Origin of the sequence: Sphingomonas sp. Leaf230 (genome assembly GCF_001421745.1) — a bacterium.
In the GTDB taxonomy this organism is placed as follows: domain Bacteria; phylum Pseudomonadota; class Alphaproteobacteria; order Sphingomonadales; family Sphingomonadaceae; genus Sphingomonas.
The window spans coordinates 284,843-302,154 of the sequence record NZ_LMKW01000010.1 but is presented as its reverse complement, the minus strand read 5'-3'; the positions used below and the strand labels follow the sequence as shown (position 1 = coordinate 302,154).

Below are 17,312 nucleotides of genomic sequence, written 5' to 3'. Positions count from 1 at the left end.
GGGAAGGGAAGCCCTAACCGTCGTGGGTTACGACCGTCTCAACGCCTCGCGATCCCAACGAAAGCTTGGCGCCAGAGACACTTAGTCGAAGGTTGGTGGCTTCAGGCAGTCGGATAGCGCAGGCGGCCGACGAATCGCGACAGGCTGAAGCCGTGTTCGGTGCGCTTGAGGAAGCCGGCCTTGGCCTTTTCGAACTGAATGATCCCATCGATCCGGCGACCGAGGAACGCGCGCGTTTCGGCCAGACCTTCGCTTTCGTCGTCGAGGAACACCGTGATCGTGGATGCATACACGCCGAGCAGGATCGTCCGCTTGGTGTAGTAATTATAGTCGGTCGAGACATCGCCGGCCGCGCGCCAGATCGTGTCAACCGTCCGCCAGCCGAGCCGCGTAGCCTTCGCAAGATTCTGCGGAAGCGCGAGGATTGCCAGCGCGCGCCGCAGCGATTCGCGATCGATCGACGTTGCGTCGAGCCGCGCCTCGATCAGCGCGGTGATCTTCTCGCGAATCTTCATCAGCGCGAGCCGCTCGGGGGGCATCGTGGCGAGCATCACGCCATCGATATGCGCGAACCATGCGTCGATCATGTCGACCGGGCCGTCCTTGAACGCGAGCGCGGCGATGTCGGTGTCGATCCCCTCGGCCTGCGCGGCCATGTCGCGCGCGGCGTCGCTCCAGCCGTCGAACGCCGCGTTGGCGGCGATGCCGGGGGCGAGCTTTGCGCGGATTTCGTCGAGCGTAAGGTCCTGGGTCATACCGTCTCCTGCCGTTCAAAATCAGGCGTATCAAGCGTGTCTTCAAGAGGTAATTCGGGGGGAGGGCCCTGGCGGACGAGCACCAGCGCGACCGCGACCATCACCACCCCGACCAGATCCGCCGCGCCGAGCCGTTCGCCATAGACCAGCCAGCCGACCAGCCCCGCCACCACCGGCTGGATCAGCAACGCGATCCCGATCACCAGCGGCGTGAACCGCCCGAGCGCATAGATCATCAGCCCTTGCCCGAGCACCTGGCTGCATAGAGCGAGTCCGATCAGCGGCCCCCAGTGCGCCGGCATCACGCGCTCGCCCATCGCCAGCGCGAACAGCAGCAGCGGTACGATCCCCGCCAGCGTCGACAGGGTCAGCGCGGACAGCGGCGCGAGCGTCGCCCGCGCGCGCGCCATCAGGATGAAATAGACCGTGTAGAGCAGCCCCGCGAGGATGCAGAGCAGGTCGCCCACGAGGTTCTTCGCATCGAGTTGATACGACCGCCCGAGCAACAGCGCAGCGCCCGTCGCCGCCAGCACCAGCGCCCAGCCCTGAGTACGCGTTGGCCATGTCTTCGCGATCAGGAAGCCGTAGATAGGGAAGATCAGCGTCGCCGCATTGCCGAACAGCGTTGCATTGGCGAGCGTCGTGCGCCGGATGCCGAGATGCCACGCACCGAGATCGGCCGCAAAGCACACGCCGCCGACGATCAGCCCGATCCATACGCCACGGCTCAACCGGGTCGGCCGTGCGCCCTGCTGGACCGCCAATGCGATCAGGAACGGCACCGCCAACGTCAGCCGCCAGAACCCCGCGGCCACCGGGCCGACCTCGGTCGCACGGACGAACCACGGCCCGAACGCCAGCGCAACGTTCGCCACCACCAGCGCGGCGAAGGCGATAAGTCCCGGCGCGGCAACACTTTCCGCAACCGGCGTCAAACCGTGCGGCGTATCGGGCACGCTAGATAATCTTTGCGGGTCGGGGCGATGCATGCCGCCCTGTAGCCTCCTATCTTCCGCCCGTCAGGCCAATAAGGAGCTTCCATGCCTAGCCTATTCGATCCGATTACCCTTGGTGCCGTCGACGCGCCGAACCGCATCATCATGGCGCCGCTCACCCGCGGGCGTGCCGACAGGGATGCGGTGCCGACCGACATCATGGTCGAATATTATACGCAGCGTGCGAGCGCCGGCCTGATCATCTCCGAGGCTACCGGCGTCAGCCGTGAAGGCCTCGGCTGGCCGTTCGCGCCGGGTCTGTGGACCGACGCGCAGGTTGCCGCCTGGAAGCCGGTCACCGACTCGGTCCATGCCGCTGGTGGCCGGATCGTCGCGCAGCTCTGGCACATGGGTCGCCAGGGCCATTCGTCGGTCTACGAGACGCAGCCCGTGTCGTCGTCGGCAACCGCGACCGAAGGCCAGGCGCACACCTTCGAGGGCAAGAAGGACTTCGAGGTCGCGCGACCGCTCGAAACCAACGAGATTCCGCGCTTGCTGGCGGACTACGAGCTGGCAACCAAGAACGCGCTGGCAGCAGGCTTTGACGGCGTGCAGATCCACGCGGCCAATGGCTATCTGATCGACCAGTTCCTGCGCGACAACGCGAACTTCCGCACCGACGAATATGGCGGCTCGATCGAGAACCGCGTCCGCCTGCTGCGCGAAGTGGCCGAGCGCGTGATCTCGGTCGCCGGCGCCGACCGCGTCAGCGTCCGCCTGTCGCCTAACGGTGATTCGCAGGGTGTCGACGACAGCAACCCCGAGGCGCTGTTCACCGCAGCCGCCAAGGCACTGTCCGATCTCGGCATCGCGTTCCTCGAACTGCGCGAGCCCGGCCCCGATGGTACGTTCGGCAAGACCGACGTGCCCAAGCTCAGCCCGGCGATCCGCAAGGTGTTCAACGGCGTGCTGATCGTGAACTCGGACTACACGACCGTCGAAGAGGCGCAGGCCGAGCTCGATTCGGGCAATGCCGATGCGATCACCTTCGGCCGTACGTTCATCGCGAACCCGGACCTGCCCGAGCGCCTGCGCACCGGCGCACCACTCGCACAGGACGACGCGAAGACGTGGTACAGCCAGGGCCCCGAGGGCTACATCGACTACCCCGCGCTCGAAACTGCGAACGCGTAAGCTTAATCCTCCCCCGCAAGGGGGAGGTGGCAGGCGCCAGCCTGACGGAGGGGGAGGCACGCGCGAACCGTCGTTCCGTGTCCTCCCCCTCCGTCACCTTCGGCGACACCTCCCCCTGGCGGGAGAGGATCGTCAGGGCCCTAGTCACTGATGATGTCATCGCCTAGCAGCGCGCTTCCGCGCCTCTAGGTGGCGCACCGGTGACGACAGGATTAGACATGACCGACGGCTGGGGCTGGCCGAAAAGCGACAGGCTGGCGGGGACGCCGCTGTTCGAAACATCCGACCGCGCCGCACGCCGCGCGGAGGATCGAGACCGCCGTGCACAGGAACGCCTTGCCGCTGCCGAGCAGCGTTCGGAATCGCGGATTGCCCAGCGTGATGCGCTAACCCAGGAACGCGAACGTGCCCGCGAGGCGCGCCGGATCGAGGAATCCGCGCGGCACGAGGCGCGACTGAACGCGCCGCCGACCAACGATGTCGAAGCGCTAAAGATCTCGAAGCGCCGCCGCTCGGGCGCACTCGCGCGGAGTGGCGAGGAGACGAAGAAGGAGCGCGATACGCGCGGCTACACCACCATCGTCGATCCGAAGCGGATACGGACCTTGGCGGATCGCGGCGCGTCGCCGTCGGCGCTCGCGGGGGCGTTCGGTATCAGCGTCGAGGAGGTCGAGGCGGCTTTGCTGGAAACGGCCAGCGAAGGCTGACCGCGACTCAGGCGGGCGGGTGATCCCCGGCCAGCCACGCCTTCGCCTCGTCGATGTCGAGGAACGTCCGGCAATTCTCGGCCTTCAGATAACGTTCGGTCTGGAGCTTGGCCAGATGCGAGGCGACTACCGCAGCGATCGGTGCCGACGTCACCTTCAGCGCCTTGGGCATCATCGCCTCCAGCGCATCGACGACCTTCAACGGCTGGATCGCGGCCTTGCGCAGGTCGGCGAGCACGACGAACCGGCCGTGATACAGCCGCGCTGCCGATCCCCGGGCTAGCAGTTCCGCCGAGAACGCCGCCGTCGTCGCGACCGACCAAAACCCCTCGGTGACGATATTGAGTGTCTTGGTCGGGACGTCGAAGTTGATCGTGTACATAGTGGTTTCCGGTAACATCAGCGTCTTAACGAGACCCTGATGACTAGGGATCTTTCGCCGCCGGCTATCTTTCTTGTTCTCCCGCGAAGGCGGGAGCCCAGGGTCACGAACGCCGTCGTGTCCCGCCTGTGCGGGGGAACGGATATGGGGATAAGAAAGCTCTAATCGGTACCCGGCAGGTCGACATGGATCCGGCGGAAGCGCGCCTCGACCAGGCTGTACGCACCGAACAGCGCCAGCCCGATACCGGTCAGCGCCAGCAGCCACTTGCCGCCCGGTTGCGATTGCAGCCGCTCCAGCGCCTCCGCGACGCCGCCCGCGTCGCTCGCATGCGCAGTCCAGGCGGCGAGCGCGAACAGCCCCGCGACGATCAGGAAGACGAGCGCGCGCGCGCCGTAGCCGATTCGGCCCATCGTGCAGACATAGCCCGGCGCAGGGGCGTCGCCGCGCAGGTCGTGGATGAAGTCGCCGCGCCACGCCTTCTGCGCCTGCTGGAACGCCGCAACGAGGATCCCGACTGCGACCGCGCCGACCAGAACGCGCCCGGCCGGCTGGTCGAGCAGCAACGCGGTCCAGTCGCGCGCGCTCTCGTCGCCGGGCGAGACGGCGGCGTCGCGCGATCCGGTCTTCATCGCGAGCTTCGCGGCGGTCCAGGCCAGAATCAGGTGCGCGATCCCGCTGATGACATGACCGATCCGCTTGAGGCTGCCCTTGACGTCGCTGCCGATCTGCTCGGGATTGGCCGCTGCCTCGGTCAGCCGCCAGATCGCGTAGCCGAGCAGGCCGGCGGCGACGATCGCGAGCAGCACCGGGCCGAACGCCTCGTCCGCGATCGACCCGATCGCGCCCTGGTTGTCGGCGATCTTGCCACCGCGCAACGCCGCGTCGACCGCGAACCAGCCGACGAGCATATACACCACCCCGCGCGCGGCGAAGCCGAGTTTGGCGAGCAATGTCGCATTCGCATCCGAAATCATGAGCGCCCCTTTGTTACGGAGGCATAACGGCGCGACGCGCGTGACGTTCCTGTGATGAGGCAGTTGAGGACGGTTGGCTCGACACCTGATGATCTTGTTTCGCGGGAGAACAAGGATGGCATCATGCCGCACAACTACCGACACGTACTCGCTCAACGGACATCGGCACCGTGGTTGTTGCGGGCGGCGCGGCTTAGGGTTCGAGGGCCGACCTGCCTTCGGTCCCACCAAAGCTATCACCATTTTTGCCGTTCTAGGGCGCAGACCTGATCAATCCTCTTCTGGCGGGGCAGGATTTTAAATCGGACGTTGGTTCGGTTTGACGCTGCCAAGGGAAAGGGGGCCCGGCGACGACTTCGCTGTCGGAAGGGTGAGGGCGAGGTTATTTCTCGAACGTGTCGGAGGTGGAATCGAGCTTCGCGCCGTCGAGCGTCCTATCGATCCGAGTCTTCGCGGCCGCGTCCGCAGCCTTCTGCGCCATGGTCCGCCCGAACAGCCTGCGGTTCCGATCCGCCTTCGATGAAGCCTCGTCACGAGTCCGCTGCTTCCGAACGAGGCGCAGGTTGATCACGTCACCCACGCCCTGCTCTCCGCGCCCGCCAGTCGGCGGCGCTCTGGCCCCAATCGTCCACCGGCAGCGATTCGAGCGGCGGGGGAAGTGTCGTTCGACCGCGGTTGGTCGACCCGAGCCGCTGCGCGAGCGCGATCGACTCGGCGTTGTCGGGTGCGATGGTGTGGATGATGTCGGTCCAGCCGAGCACATCCACCGCATAGTCGATCGCCGCCGTCGCAGCCTCGAGCGCGAACCCGCGACCGGCGAACTGCGATGCCAGTCCCCAGCCGATCTCCGTACCCGGCCAGTCTTCGGGCTGCCACGGACCAACGCGGCCGATCCATTCGCCGGTATCGCGTAGCGTCACCGCGAACATCGAGAAGCCGCGAATGCTCCACGCACCTGCCATCGCGCACAGACCACGCCAGGCGACGCTGCGCGACTGCACGCCGCCGAGATGGCGCATCGTGACGGGATCGACGTGGAACGCATACCACGCCTCGGCATCCTCCGGTCCCAAGGGTCGGAGCAACAGGCGCTCCGTCAGGAGCACCGGCGCGGTCATGCGATGAAGCGGTCCTTGAGTGCGAGCATCGCCAGCGCCGCGTTCGCCGCGCCACCGCCCTTGTCGCCTTCGGTGGGCTTTGCGCGGGTCAAGGCCTGCGCCTCGTTCTCAGTCGTGAGGATGCCGTTGCCGATCGGCAGGCCGTCCATCGTCAGCTGCATGATCCCGCGTGCGCTCTCGCCCGCGACGATCTCGAAATGATAGGTCTCGCCGCGGATCACCACGCCAAGCGCGACATACGCGTCGAACGTCTCGCTCTCGGCCGCCAGCGCGATCGCGCCAGGGACTTCGAGCGCGCCGGGCACGGTGATCGTCTCGTGGGTGTGGCCGGCGGCTTCGATCGCGGCCTTCGCACCCTCGACCAGCAGGTCGTTGAGGTGATCGTAGAACCGGGCTTCGACGATGAGGAGATGCGCCATCAGTTGCTCTTTTCCGTGTTCAAAGACGCGATCGGGCGCTCGCCGACGATCGACAAGCCATAGCCGTCGAGGCCGACCAGCGTATGATGCGTGTTGGTGATCAGCACCATGTCGTGGACGCCGAGCTCGGTCAGGATCATCGCGCCGACGCCGTAGTCGCGCAGTTCCTCCATGTCCGGGGTGATCTCCGCGCCCGCCTTCTTCATCACCGCCGAGGTGAAGGTGTTGCTGCGCGGACGGTTGATCACGACGATCACGCCCGCGCCCTCGTCCGCGATCATCTGCATCGAGCGCGCAAGGATACGGCCGCGTTCGCCCGATTCGCCGAAGATGTCCGCGAACGGCGACAGTGCATGCATACGGACGAGCGTAGGCTTGGCGGGGTCGATCTTGCCCTTGACCAGCGCGACCTGTTCGGTGCCGGTCGCCTTGTTCCAGAACGTCAGCGCGCTCCAGTCGCCGCCCCATTCCGACGTGAATTTGGCCTCGGCGCGCTTCTCGACGAGGTGATCGTGGCGGCGGCGATACGCGATCAGGTCGCGGATCGTGCCAATCTTGACGTTGTGGAACTGCGCGAAGGTGACGAGGTCGTCCATCCGCGCCATCGTGCCGTCCTCGTTCATGATCTCGCAGATCACGCCCGAGGGGTTGAGCCCGGCGAGCCGCGCGACGTCGACTGCCGCCTCGGTATGGCCGGCACGGATCAGCACGCCGCCATCGCGCGCGACCAGCGGGAAGACGTGGCCGGGGGTGACGATGTCCGGCTTGCCCTTGGTCGCATCGACCGCCACCGCGATCGTGCGCGCGCGATCCGCGGCCGAGATGCCGGTGGTGACGCCTTCGAGCGCCTCGATCGATACGGTGAACGCGGTCTCGTGCCGGGTGCCGTTGTTGCGGCTCATCAGCTCGAGCCCGAGTTCCTCGGTGCGATCCTTAGTGAGCGCGAGGCAGATCAGGCCGCGACCGAACTTCGCCATGAAGTTGATCTTTTCTGGCGTCGCCATCTGCGCGGGGATGACCAAGTCGCCCTCGTTCTCGCGGTCCTCGTCGTCGACCAGGATGAACATACGGCCGTTGCGCGCCTCGTCGATGATCTCTTCCGGGCTCGACAGATAGCCGTGCTTGAGACGGGCTAATTCAGCTGGCTTTGACACGGTAATGCTCCATGCGTTGGAGATAGCGGGCGAGGACGTCGATCTCGATATTGACCGACTGCCCCATCTGGATCGTCCCGAGCGTGGTGACTGCCCAGGTATGCGGGATGATGTTGAGGCCGAACTCGACCTCGCCGTCGATGTCGCGCACCGTGTTTACGGTCAGCGAGACCCCGTCGATCGTCACCGAACCCTTGGGTGCGATGAACGGCGCGATGTCGGCCCCGGCGCGGATCGTGACGCGGTGCGATCCGCCTTCCTCCGCGAGCGCGACGACGGTGCCGAGGCCGTCGACATGACCCGTGACGATATGGCCGCCGAGTTCGTCGCCGAGCTTCATCGCGCGTTCGAGGTTGAACTTGCGACCCTCGGTCCATTGGTCCTTGGCGGTACGGCTGATCGTCTCGCCCGAAACGTCGACCGCGAACCAGTTTGGCCCCTTGTCGACGACGGTCAGGCAGACGCCCGAGCAGGAGATGGATGCGCCGAGATCGACGGTGGTGGTATCATAGGCGGTCGAGATCACGACGCGCGTGTCGCCAGGCGACTCCACGCTCGCGACAGTGCCGATGTCGGTGACGATTCCGGTGAACATTATGCCTCGTTTCGTTCGCGCTCGTAGACCTCGAGCCGGTCCATGCCAAGTTGCCGCGCATCGACGATCGCCCACCGGCCATGTGCTTTGGTCAGGTCAGTGAGGCCGATGTCGCGGAGTGCGGGCTTGCCGCCGCCGATCAGGATCGGCGCGCGGTAGAGTAGGAGCCGGTCGACCAGGTCAGCTGCGAGGAACGCCGACGCTACGGCCGCGCCGCCTTCGACGAGGATGTGGTCGACGCCCGGAAGCGTGGCGATGTCGTGCGGCGCGGCGATGACGGTCCAACCGGACATGTCTTGGACCGTCGAAGATAAAAGCACGCGCATCGGTCCGCGAGCTTCCAGCCCCGGTAGCCGCACGTCGAGTCGCGGCGCATCTGCGTCATACGTGCCGCGACCGACGAGGATCGCTTCGTGCCGACTCCGCTCGAGATGCGCGTGGGCGCGGGCCTGCGGGCCGGTAATCCAGCGACTCGACCCGTCCGCCATCGCGATACAGCCGTCGAGCGATGTTGCAAGCTTCAGGGTGACGTGCGGGCGGCCGAGCGCCTGCCGGGTGAGAAAGCCGGCCATCGAACGTCTAGCTTCGTTCGCGCGAACGCTGCGCGTCACGGCGATGCCAGCGGCCTCCAGCCGGGCAAAACCCTGCCCTGCCGTTCGTGCATCGGGGTCTTCGAGAGCGGCAACGACGCGCGCAACGCCTGCTTCGATCAGCAAGGTGCTGCATGCGGGTCCCCGCGGGGACTGATGCGCGCACGGTTCGAGTGTGACGTAGGCCGTAGCCCCCCGGGCGTTCGTGCCGGCCTCGGACAGCGCCATCGCCTCGGCATGCGGACGTCCGCCCGCCTGCGTCCAGCCGCGCCCGACCACGCGGCCTTCGCGCACGATCACGCAGCCGACATTGGGGTTGGGCACGGTCCGTCCTCGGCCGCGCTCGGCGAGTGCCAGCGCGGCGCCCATCCAGCGCGTGTCGGCCTGGGTCAGATCCCCATGGCCTTCAGCTTGTCGTCCAGCCGCTTGAACGACTCGCGCTGCGCGTCCTCGCGGGCCTTCTGCTCGGCGACCGCCTTGGCCTTGATCGGTGCGTCGATCTTCTGCTGAGCTTCGATCTGCGCATCGGTGCGGTCCGCAGGCCATTGTTCGACATAGATGATCTTCGGGCGGTATTCCTTCTCGACGTAGGAGTCCTTCATGAACGCGTAGATCAGGAAGCTGGTGACGCCGAGCGCCGCCACGAGAAAAAATAGCTCGTACGGCCGGCGCTGGCTGAAGAAGAGCCGCAGGTCCTGGTATGCGGCGATCGGCGAGAAACGACTGAAAAAGCCCATGCGCGCCAAGATAGGGGGGCGGAGCCGGCTAGGCCAGCCCCGCACCCCTCAAGCTTTAGTTCTGGAGCACGAACGTCAGCGCCATCGATCGCCATGCCTCGACCGGGACGCCGTCGCGCGTCGCCGGCTTGAACCGCCATTTCGCCAGCGCCCGGTCCAGCGTCGCGCGGTAGAACGCGTCGGTGGTCGCGCTGACTCGCTCGACCTGCTTCACGCGACCGTCGGTCCCGACCAGCACGCGGACCACGACCCGGCCCTCGCGTTCCGCGCGGCGTTCTTCGGACGGGTAGCTAGGCTGGAACTCGGCGGCATAGCGCGGGTCGATACCGGGCTGGACGAATACCGGTGAAGGCTTGGGCGGATCGACTGTGACGGTGCCCGTTCCGGTGCCTTCGATCCCGATCGGCGGTGTGTAGGGGAGCGGGTCGGGGGCGACTTGGAAGCCCTCGGTCGAGGGCGTCGGCATCAGCGGGCTCGGCGCGTCGGGACGCGGGGCGGGGCGCGGTTGCTGGCGGATCAGAGGATCGGTGGGCGGCACCAGCTCGGGCGGCGGCGGCGGGGTGTACGGCACATAGGTCACGAGGGGCTTGTCGGGCACGAACGGCAGCACGTTGGGCGCCGCGAAAAACAAGGCTCCGATCACCGCGCAGTTGATGGCCAGCGCGACGCCGAGGCTCCCGGGATTGAATCCGCCCGTTCGGTTCAGTCGATCCGCGTACATTACCGTCTCCTTCGCATCTCCTCGAGGATGGCGGCGAGATAGGTACCGCCGGTTGGGATGGTACATCATTACATTCTGGGGGCAAGGGGTTTGGAAAGAGGTGAGGGAATGTCTTGGGCGCTATTTTATTGGCGTTTTGTAAGCGCCAGATACGATCGCAGTTTGCTTGGCCAGGCGGAATGGTTCGACGCACAAATCGGACCAGTTTTGCAGCGGTCTCAGCCCCACCGCTACCACCCCGGCGGAGGCCGGGGCCCAGTTGGGGGACGTCGCTAACTGAAGCAGGCGCTACGTTACCGCGACCTTTCCAGCTGGGCCCCGGCCTCCGCCCGGGTGGCGGCGTTGGGGAGGGGCGGTGCTTCTTCGATCACGGGCAAAGTGACCCCCGGCAAAGTTATAGCCCGTTGCGATCGGATCGACCGTCAGCCCGCCCCTCCTTGTTCTCCCGCGAAGGCGGGAGCCCAGACTGGACTCCCGCCTTCGCGGGAGAACAAGCTTTCTGAAAGACCGGACTTGGGGGGACGCTTGATCAGCGCACCGCCAACCGCTCCAGCGCCCGCTCGTGCCCGATCAGCGGCAACAACGCCGCCATGTCCGGCCCGTGATCCCGCCCCGTCAGCGCCAGCCGCAACGGCAGGAACAAAGCCTTCCCCTTGCGCCCTGTCTCCGCCTTCAGCCGAGCGGTCAGCGCGTGCCAAGGATCGCCCGACCAGTCGATCTCCCCAGCCGCCGCGAACGCCTGATCGAGATACTCCCCGTCGATATCGCCCTCGACGGCAACCGGTCCCTCGATCACCCCCCACCAATCCGCTGCATCCGCCAGCGTCACCAGGTTCGGCCGCACCGCCTCCCAAGCCGCCAAATCCATGCCCTCCGGCAACCGCTCGGCCACCGCCTCGAACGGCAGCGCATGCAGGATCCGCGCGTTCAACGCCGCCAGTTCCACCTCGTCGAACCGCGCCGGCGCGCGTCCGAACCGCGCGAAGTCGAACCCCGCGATCAGCGGCGCAGCGTCGGCGATCGGCTCGACCGGGTCGCTCGTCCCGATCCGCGCCAGCAGCGCACGCACCGCCTGCGGCTCGATCCCGACCTTGCGGAAATGATCGACGCCGAGCGAGCCCAGTCGCTTCGACAGCTTGCCCTCGGCGCCGGTAAGTAGGGCCTCATGCGCAAACTGGGGTGCGGTCGCGTTCATGGCGGCGAACATCTGCAACTGCAGCGCGGTGTTCGACACGTGATCCTCGCCGCGAACCACGTGCGTAATCGCCATGTCGATGTCGTCGATCGCCGAGGGAAGCATGTAGAGCCACGACCCATCTGCGCGACGCACGACCGGATCGCTCATGGTCCGCGGTTCGAACGCCTGCGGCCCGCGGATCAGGTCGATCCAAGCGATGGGTGCATCATGATCGAGCTTGAACCGCCAATGCGGCTTCACGCCGTCCGCCTCCAGCTTCGCCCGCGCGTCGTCGTCCAACGCCAGCGCAGCGCGATCGTAGATAGGCGGCAACCCTCGCCCGGCCTGGATCTTCCGCTTTAGGTCGAGTTCCTGCGTAGTCTCATACGCGGGATACACGTGCCCGCTCGCAACGAGCGTCGCGAACCGCGCCTCGTACAGAGCGAACCGCGCCGACTGCCGTTCCTCCGCATCCGGCGTCATCCCGAGCCAGTCGAGATCGGCGCGGATCGCGTCGACGAAGCGCTCTTCGCTGCGTTCGGGGTCGGTATCGTCGATCCGCAGCACGAACTTCCCCCCATTGGCGCGCGCGAACATCCAGTTGTGGAGCGCGGTGCGGATGTTGCCGACATGCAGCCGGCCGGTGGGCGAGGGGGCGAAACGAGTGATCACGGTCATCCCGCCGCTGTACGGAGCGGCGCGGCGGCGGGCAAACCCTTCCACCACGCGATTCGTGCGCCTAAGGGGTGCGGAATATCGAGCGGGAAATAGCTTCATGAAACTGATGACCGGCAATTCGAACCTTCCGCTGGCGCAGGAAATCTCCGCCTATCTCGAGATCCCGCTGACCGACGTCAGCGTGCGGCGGTTCGCGGACGAGGAGGTCTTCGTCGAGATCAACGAGAACGTCCGCGGCGAGGACGTGTTCGTGATCCAGTCGACCGGCTATCCCGCCAACGACAACCTCATGGAATTGCTGATCATGATCGATGCGCTGAAGCGTGCGTCGGCGCGGCGCATCACCGCGGTGATCCCGTACATGGGCTACGCGCGACAGGACCGGAAGCCGGGCCCGCGCACGCCGATCTCCGCCAAGCTGGTCGCGAACCTGATCACCGTCGCTGGCGCGAACCGCGTGCTGTCGGTCGACCTGCATGCCGGGCAGATCCAGGGCTTCTTCGATATTCCGACCGACAATCTCTACGCGGCGCCGGTGATGTCGGCCGATATCCTCGCGCGATTCAAGGGCAAGAACCTGATGGTCGTGTCGCCCGACGTCGGCGGCGTGGTCCGTGCGCGCGTGCTCGCCAAGCGACTCGACAACGCCCCGCTTGCGATCGTCGACAAGCGTCGCGAGCGCGCGGGCGAGTCGGAGGTGATGAACATCATCGGCGAGGTCGAGGGGCGCTTCTGCATTCTGGTCGACGATATCGTCGATTCGGCGGGCACGCTGTGCAACGCGGCGGCGGCGCTGAAGGAGGCGGGCGCCGAGGACGTGGTCGCCTATGTCACGCACGGCGTGCTGTCGGGCGGTGCAGTGGCCCGAGTCGAGGGCTCCGAACTGCGCGAGCTGGTGATTACCGATTCGATCGGAAACCACGAGGTCATCAAGGACGCGCATGGGAAGATCCGGCATCTTCAGATCGCACCGTTGCTGGGTGAAGCGATCAAGCGGATTGCGGACGAGACCAGCGTGTCGAGTCTGTTCGACTGAAGAAAAATTGTTTCCCCGCGAAGGCGGGGACCCAGACTGGGCTCCCGCCTTCGCGGGAGAACACACTAAGGCAAGTTACGGTCGGCAAAGCCGCCGTCGGATGGGTTCGCTTGGGCGACCCACCGGCCGAGCCTGCGATTGCGCATCGCTAACGCTCGCGCATCGGCGCGGACGTAGCCGCGCCTATCGCTGGCTCAGTGCCACGATATGCTCGAACACCGCCGGATGCAGCGGCTTGGCGAATGCGCATCCGTATTTGAACTTGTCGCGCCACGCGACCACCGCCTCAAGCGCGGCCAACCCCGGCAGCGTCAGCCAAACCACCGTCCCAGGCCACAAGGTAAAGCTCGTCTCCGCGCGAAACCCCGAGAGCGACAAATCCGTCACCTCGATCTCGAATCGCGTCTGGCCCCGATCGCGCAGATGCGCGCGCATCTTGACGGCCTTGCGTAGCGCCTGACGGAGCTCCTCGCCGGTAGGTTCGGCGGGGGGGATGGGGACGGGCTGTGTCATGTCCGGAACACTGCTCCCCAAGTGGTTACTAATCTCCAAACGCCTTACGATTCGGCCGCTTGAGGTTTGGCCGCGCGTGGCTGGGCGAATGTACCACCGGCACCGGCGGGGTAACTGCGGAACGCAATGATGCGGAGTCGGATCGCCATGGCCCTCCTGTAGAGGTGGCGGGGCGCGACGCCAAAGGAATTGCTTTAGATCAGGGCACTCGTGGTCATTAAATCGATCTAATGATAACGACACGCAACTGCAAATGCCTTAAGGGTGGATTTGCTGGCCGCCCTGTGCTTTACGCCCAACCAATTCCCGAGTTTCCTAAAAATTGCGTGGAGCCTTCCCGATGAACATCCATGAATACCAGGCCAAGGAACTGCTGGCCAAGTTCGGCGTCCCCGTGCCTGCCGGTTTCGCGGCATTGACCGTCGAGGAGGCCGTCGAGGCCTCGAAGAAGCTCCCCGGACCGCTCTATGTCGTCAAGGCGCAGATCCACGCCGGCGGCCGCGGCAAGGGCAAGTTCGTCGAACTCGGCCCCGATGCCAAGGGCGGCGTCCGCCTCGCCAAGACCGAGGACGAGGTTCGTGCGGCGGCGACCGACATGCTCGGCAACACGCTCGTCACGATCCAGACGGGTGACGCGGGCAAGCAGGTCAATCGCCTGTACGTCACCGACGGCGTCGACATCGACAAGGAATTCTACCTCGCGCTGACGCTCAACCGCACCACCGGCCGGGTGATGATGGTCGTCTCGACCGAAGGCGGGATGGACATCGAGGCGGTCGCGCACGACACGCCCGAGAAGATCCAGTCGATCGACATCGACCAGGCGACCGGCTTCATGCCGCATCACGGCCGCGCCGTCGCTGCTGCGCTGAAGCTGACCGGCGATCTCGCCAAGCAGGCCGCGAACACCGCGTCGAAGCTGTATGACGCGTTCATGGGCACCGATGCCGAGCAGATCGAGATCAACCCGCTCGCGGTCACCAACGACGGCAAGCTGATGGTGCTCGACGCGAAGGTCGCATTCGATGGCAACGCGCTGTTCCGCCACAAGGACCTGCTCGAGCTGCGCGACGAGACCGAGGAAGATCCTGCCGAGCTCGAGGCGTCAAAGTACGACCTTGCCTACATCAAGCTCGACGGCGACATCGGCTGCATGGTCAACGGCGCCGGCCTCGCGATGGCGACGATGGACATCATCAAGCTCAACGGCATGTTCCCGGCCAACTTCCTCGACGTCGGCGGCGGCGCCAACAAGGAGAAGGTGACGGCGGCGTTCAAGATCATCCTCGCGGATCCGAACGTTAAGGGCATCCTTGTCAATATCTTCGGTGGCATCATGAAGTGCGACATCATCGCCGACGGCATCGTCGCCGCGGCGAAGGAAGTGAACCTGTCGGTGCCGCTCGTCGTCCGTCTCGAGGGCACGAATGTCGAGAAGGGCAAGGAGATCCTCGCGAACTCCGGCCTGGCGATCGTGCCTGCGAACGACCTCGGCGATGCCGCGAAGAAGATCGTCGCAGAGGTGCAGAAGGTCGCGGCCTAACCGCCTTCGACCTCGCATACTGATTCTGCGAAAAGAGGGGCTCGGACGGAAACGTCCGGGCCCTTTTTCGTTGATGTCGCACACTGTTCGGCAGGTAGTCCGATCGGCATCTCGCCGTGACGCTACGGCATAGCGATGTTTCCATACCGGACTTGCGAAAACGGCTCGAAACGGCCATCTGTCGCGCCAACGCTCGCCCGGCAACAGGTGGGCGAAACGAATGATTTCACCTTGGAAGGAACCCCGATGAAGGTGCTGGTGCCGGTCAAGCGCGTGCTTGACTACAACGTGAAGCCCCGCGTGAAGGCGGACGGAACGGGCGTCGATCTGGCGAACGTCAAGATGAGCATGAACCCGTTCGACGAGATCGCGGTCGAAGAGGCCATCCGCCTCAAGGACAAGGGCGTGACCGAGATCGTCGTCGTCTCGATCGGTGAGCAGAAATCGCAGGAAACGCTCCGCACCGCGCTCGCGATGGGTGCCGATCGCGCGATCCTCGTCGTCAGCGAGACCAAGGTCGAGCCGCTGGGCGTCGCCAAGATCCTCGCCAAGATCGTCGAGGAAGAGAAGCCCGACCTCGTGATCCTCGGCAAGCAGGCGATCGACGACGACAACAACCAGACCGGGCAGATGCTCGCCGGCCTCCTCAACTGGGGCCAGGGCACGTTCGCGTCGAAGGTCGAGATCGCCGACGGCTCGGTCAACGTGACGCGTGAAGTCGATGGCGGTGCCGAGACGGACACGCTAAAGCTTCCCGCGATCATCACCACCGATCTTCGTCTCAACGAGCCGCGCTACGCCTCGCTGCCGAACATCATGAAGGCGAAGTCGAAGCCGATGGCGCAGAAGACGCCGGCCGATTTCGGCGTCGACGTGACGCCGCGCCTGACTACGCTGAAGGTGGTCGAGCCCGCCAAGCGCTCGGCCGGGATCAAGGTCGCCGATGTCGACGCACTGGTCGGCAAGCTCAAGGAAATGGGAGTCGCCAAGTGAAGACGCTCGTCTGGGTCGAACATGACGGTCAGGCCGTCAAGGATGCCACGCTGTCGGCGGTGACTGCCGCCTCGCAGCTCGGTGAAGTCCATCTGCTGGTCATCGGCCAGGGCGTCGACGGCGTCGCTGCCGCAGCCGCCAAGATCGCCGGCGTCGGCAAGGTGCATGTCGCGGACGACGCTGCGTTCGCGCACGCGCTCGCCGAGAACGTTGCGCCGCTGATCGTCGAGCTGATGGGCACGCACGATGCGTTCGTCGCGCCATCGACCACGCACGGCAAGAACATCGCGCCGCGTGTCGCCGCGTTGCTCGACGTCATGCAGATCAGCGACATCCTGTCGGTCGAGAGCGAGGATACGTTTACGCGCCCGATCTACGCCGGCAACGCGATCGCTACCGTGCAGTCGACCGACGCGAAGAAGATCATCACGGTACGTGGCACGGCGTTCGCCAAGGCCGCGACCGAGGGCGGTTCGGGCGAGATCGAAGCGGTTGCCTCGACCGGCGATAAGGGTCTCTCGACCTTCGCCGGCTCGGAGATCGCCAAGAACGAGCGTCCCGAGCTGACCAGCGCGAAGATCATCGTCTCGGGCGGCCGCGCGCTGGCTTCGAGCGACCAGTTCCATGCGATCATCGATCCGCTGGCGGACAAGCTCGGCGCCGGCGTCGGTGCCTCGCGCGCGGCGGTCGACGCTGGCTACGCCCCGAACGACTATCAGGTCGGCCAGACCGGCAAGATCGTCGCCCCGGAAGTGTATGTCGCGGTCGGTATCTCGGGCGCGATCCAGCATCTCGCGGGCATGAAGGACTCTAAGGTCATCATCGCGATCAACAAGGACGAGGACGCGCCGATCTTTCAGGTCGCGGACATCGGCCTGGTCGGCGACCTGTTCAAGATCGTGCCGGAGTTGACGGCGAAGCTGTAGGCGAATGCCGCTGCGCAAGGCGAAGCCAAGCGCAACAGCAAGCCCGGCCGGCGGCGCTCCAGCGCCGACCGACGACGCGGGATTTACTCCCGCGTCGCGCGCCAAGAACGGGCGGTGTGGCCTAGGTCGCGCCGCCCGTTCTAGTGTCTACCGAACATGAAG

The 17,312-nt window shown here is 65.8% G+C and carries 20 protein-coding genes; 6 read left to right on the top strand and 14 right to left on the bottom strand.

Annotated features, from left to right (window positions below; translation table 11 throughout):
* Positions 1 to 101: 101 nt before the first annotated feature.
* Positions 102 to 755: a COQ9 family protein gene (locus ASE82_RS13390; RefSeq protein WP_056064157.1), complete on the bottom strand. Its 654-nt coding sequence runs from the start codon at positions 753 to 755 to the stop codon at positions 102 to 104.
* A complete protein-coding gene (locus ASE82_RS13385; protein ID WP_082441498.1) occupies positions 752 to 1,744 on the bottom strand; it encodes a DMT family transporter in 993 nt (330 codons plus the stop codon). Before ASE82_RS13385 ends, ASE82_RS13390 begins: the two co-directional genes overlap by 4 nt.
* A 51-nt stretch (positions 1,745 to 1,795) precedes the next feature.
* Here ASE82_RS13385 and ASE82_RS13380 point away from each other — a divergent pair, with 51 nt between their 5' ends.
* A complete protein-coding gene (locus tag ASE82_RS13380) occupies positions 1,796 to 2,884 on the top strand; it encodes an alkene reductase (RefSeq protein ID WP_056064152.1) in 1,089 nt (362 codons plus the stop codon).
* Between the two features lie 218 nt (positions 2,885 to 3,102).
* Entirely contained in the window at positions 3,103 to 3,591 is a 489-nt protein-coding gene (locus tag ASE82_RS13375) for a hypothetical protein (protein ID WP_056064149.1), read from the top strand.
* 7 nt (positions 3,592 to 3,598) lie between these two features.
* Here ASE82_RS13375 and ASE82_RS13370 read toward each other — a convergent pair whose 3' ends face one another.
* From ASE82_RS13370 to gltX, 11 genes are all read right to left on the bottom strand, one after another.
* On the bottom strand, positions 3,599 to 3,973 hold the full coding sequence (locus ASE82_RS13370) for a hypothetical protein (RefSeq protein WP_056064145.1): 375 nt from the start codon (positions 3,971 to 3,973) through the stop codon (positions 3,599 to 3,601).
* 161 nt (positions 3,974 to 4,134) lie between these two features.
* A complete protein-coding gene (locus ASE82_RS13365; protein ID WP_056064142.1) occupies positions 4,135 to 4,950 on the bottom strand; it encodes a DUF1206 domain-containing protein in 816 nt (271 codons plus the stop codon).
* A 382-nt stretch (positions 4,951 to 5,332) separates the two neighbouring features.
* The gene (locus ASE82_RS13360) at positions 5,333 to 5,530 is read right to left on the bottom strand and encodes a DUF4169 family protein (protein WP_056064139.1); all 198 of its coding nucleotides are present in this window, start codon (positions 5,528 to 5,530) and stop codon (positions 5,333 to 5,335) included.
* Positions 5,523 to 6,068: a GNAT family N-acetyltransferase gene (locus ASE82_RS13355; RefSeq protein WP_056064135.1), complete on the bottom strand. Its 546-nt coding sequence runs from the start codon at positions 6,066 to 6,068 to the stop codon at positions 5,523 to 5,525. Before ASE82_RS13355 ends, ASE82_RS13360 begins: the two co-directional genes overlap by 8 nt.
* Positions 6,065 to 6,487 carry a 6,7-dimethyl-8-ribityllumazine synthase gene (gene ribH, locus ASE82_RS13350; protein WP_056064133.1) on the bottom strand — a complete coding sequence of 141 codons (423 nt, stop codon included), beginning with the start codon at positions 6,485 to 6,487 and terminating at the stop codon, positions 6,065 to 6,067. The genes ASE82_RS13355 and ribH overlap by 4 nt, the downstream gene beginning before the upstream one ends.
* Entirely contained in the window at positions 6,487 to 7,641 is a 1,155-nt protein-coding gene (gene ribB / locus ASE82_RS13345; protein WP_056064130.1) for a 3,4-dihydroxy-2-butanone-4-phosphate synthase, read from the bottom strand. The genes ribH and ribB overlap by 1 nt, the downstream gene beginning before the upstream one ends.
* Complete coding sequence (locus ASE82_RS13340) at positions 7,625 to 8,236, bottom strand: riboflavin synthase (RefSeq protein WP_056064127.1); 612 nt, start codon at positions 8,234 to 8,236, stop codon at positions 7,625 to 7,627. Before ASE82_RS13340 ends, ribB begins: the two co-directional genes overlap by 17 nt.
* Positions 8,236 to 9,195 (bottom strand): bifunctional diaminohydroxyphosphoribosylaminopyrimidine deaminase/5-amino-6-(5-phosphoribosylamino)uracil reductase RibD, encoded by a 960-nt coding sequence (gene ribD / locus ASE82_RS13335; RefSeq protein WP_056064124.1) that lies wholly within the window; start codon positions 9,193 to 9,195, stop codon positions 8,236 to 8,238. Before ribD ends, ASE82_RS13340 begins: the two co-directional genes overlap by 1 nt.
* A 20-nt stretch (positions 9,196 to 9,215) precedes the next feature.
* Complete coding sequence (locus tag ASE82_RS13330) at positions 9,216 to 9,563, bottom strand: hypothetical protein (RefSeq protein ID WP_056064121.1); 348 nt, start codon at positions 9,561 to 9,563, stop codon at positions 9,216 to 9,218.
* Between the two features lie 55 nt (positions 9,564 to 9,618).
* On the bottom strand, positions 9,619 to 10,284 hold the full coding sequence (locus ASE82_RS13325; protein WP_056064118.1) for an energy transducer TonB family protein: 666 nt from the start codon (positions 10,282 to 10,284) through the stop codon (positions 9,619 to 9,621).
* A gap of 529 nt (positions 10,285 to 10,813) precedes the next feature.
* Positions 10,814 to 12,139 carry a glutamate--tRNA ligase gene (gene gltX, locus ASE82_RS13320; protein ID WP_056064759.1) on the bottom strand — a complete coding sequence of 442 codons (1,326 nt, stop codon included), beginning with the start codon at positions 12,137 to 12,139 and terminating at the stop codon, positions 10,814 to 10,816.
* Positions 12,140 to 12,236: 97 nt separating this feature from the next.
* Between gltX and ASE82_RS13315 the strand changes: the two genes are divergently transcribed.
* Positions 12,237 to 13,175, top strand: coding sequence for a ribose-phosphate pyrophosphokinase (locus ASE82_RS13315; protein ID WP_056064113.1), 939 nt, complete (start codon positions 12,237 to 12,239; stop codon positions 13,173 to 13,175).
* A 183-nt stretch (positions 13,176 to 13,358) separates the two neighbouring features.
* Here the strand turns inward: ASE82_RS13315 and ASE82_RS13310 are convergent, their stop codons facing one another.
* On the bottom strand, positions 13,359 to 13,688 hold the full coding sequence (locus ASE82_RS13310; RefSeq protein WP_056064110.1) for a PilZ domain-containing protein: 330 nt from the start codon (positions 13,686 to 13,688) through the stop codon (positions 13,359 to 13,361).
* Positions 13,689 to 14,028: 340 nt separating this feature from the next.
* On the opposite strand from ASE82_RS13310, the gene sucC reads away from it, so the two are divergent.
* The 3 genes from sucC (at position 14,029) to ASE82_RS13295 (ending at position 17,150) form a co-directional block, all read left to right on the top strand.
* Positions 14,029 to 15,231 carry an ADP-forming succinate--CoA ligase subunit beta gene (gene sucC, locus ASE82_RS13305; RefSeq protein ID WP_056053980.1) on the top strand — a complete coding sequence of 401 codons (1,203 nt, stop codon included), beginning with the start codon at positions 14,029 to 14,031 and terminating at the stop codon, positions 15,229 to 15,231.
* Between the two features lie 246 nt (positions 15,232 to 15,477).
* Positions 15,478 to 16,224: an electron transfer flavoprotein subunit beta/FixA family protein gene (locus ASE82_RS13300; protein WP_056064107.1), complete on the top strand. Its 747-nt coding sequence runs from the start codon at positions 15,478 to 15,480 to the stop codon at positions 16,222 to 16,224.
* Positions 16,221 to 17,150 carry an electron transfer flavoprotein subunit alpha/FixB family protein gene (locus ASE82_RS13295; RefSeq protein ID WP_056064103.1) on the top strand — a complete coding sequence of 310 codons (930 nt, stop codon included), beginning with the start codon at positions 16,221 to 16,223 and terminating at the stop codon, positions 17,148 to 17,150. Before ASE82_RS13300 ends, ASE82_RS13295 begins: the two co-directional genes overlap by 4 nt.
* Positions 17,151 to 17,312 lie beyond the last annotated feature (162 nt).

Bases quoted from the DNA above. Each gene is read 5' to 3' on its own strand.
- ASE82_RS13390 (WP_056064157.1), bottom strand. From the start codon at position 755: ATGACCCAGGACCTTACGCTCGACGAAATCCGCGCAAAGCTCGCCCCC.
- ASE82_RS13385 (WP_082441498.1), bottom strand. From the start codon at position 1,744: ATGCATCGCCCCGACCCGCAAAGATTATCTAGCGTGCCCGATACGCCG.
- ASE82_RS13380 (WP_056064152.1), top strand. From the start codon at position 1,796: ATGCCTAGCCTATTCGATCCGATTACCCTTGGTGCCGTCGACGCGCCG.
- ASE82_RS13375 (WP_056064149.1), top strand. From the start codon at position 3,103: ATGACCGACGGCTGGGGCTGGCCGAAAAGCGACAGGCTGGCGGGGACG.
- ASE82_RS13370 (WP_056064145.1), bottom strand. From the start codon at position 3,973: ATGTACACGATCAACTTCGACGTCCCGACCAAGACACTCAATATCGTC.
- ASE82_RS13365 (WP_056064142.1), bottom strand. From the start codon at position 4,950: ATGATTTCGGATGCGAATGCGACATTGCTCGCCAAACTCGGCTTCGCC.
- ASE82_RS13355 (WP_056064135.1), bottom strand. From the start codon at position 6,068: ATGACCGCGCCGGTGCTCCTGACGGAGCGCCTGTTGCTCCGACCCTTG.
- ribH (WP_056064133.1), bottom strand. From the start codon at position 6,487: ATGGCGCATCTCCTCATCGTCGAAGCCCGGTTCTACGATCACCTCAAC.
- ASE82_RS13340 (WP_056064127.1), bottom strand. From the start codon at position 8,236: ATGTTCACCGGAATCGTCACCGACATCGGCACTGTCGCGAGCGTGGAG.
- ribD (WP_056064124.1), bottom strand. From the start codon at position 9,195: ATGGGCGCCGCGCTGGCACTCGCCGAGCGCGGCCGAGGACGGACCGTG.
- ASE82_RS13330 (WP_056064121.1), bottom strand. From the start codon at position 9,563: ATGGGCTTTTTCAGTCGTTTCTCGCCGATCGCCGCATACCAGGACCTG.
- ASE82_RS13325 (WP_056064118.1), bottom strand. From the start codon at position 10,284: ATGTACGCGGATCGACTGAACCGAACGGGCGGATTCAATCCCGGGAGC.
- gltX (WP_056064759.1), bottom strand. From the start codon at position 12,139: ATGACCGTGATCACTCGTTTCGCCCCCTCGCCCACCGGCCGGCTGCAT.
- ASE82_RS13315 (WP_056064113.1), top strand. From the start codon at position 12,237: ATGAAACTGATGACCGGCAATTCGAACCTTCCGCTGGCGCAGGAAATC.
- ASE82_RS13310 (WP_056064110.1), bottom strand. From the start codon at position 13,688: ATGACACAGCCCGTCCCCATCCCCCCCGCCGAACCTACCGGCGAGGAG.
- sucC (WP_056053980.1), top strand. From the start codon at position 14,029: ATGAACATCCATGAATACCAGGCCAAGGAACTGCTGGCCAAGTTCGGC.
- ASE82_RS13300 (WP_056064107.1), top strand. From the start codon at position 15,478: ATGAAGGTGCTGGTGCCGGTCAAGCGCGTGCTTGACTACAACGTGAAG.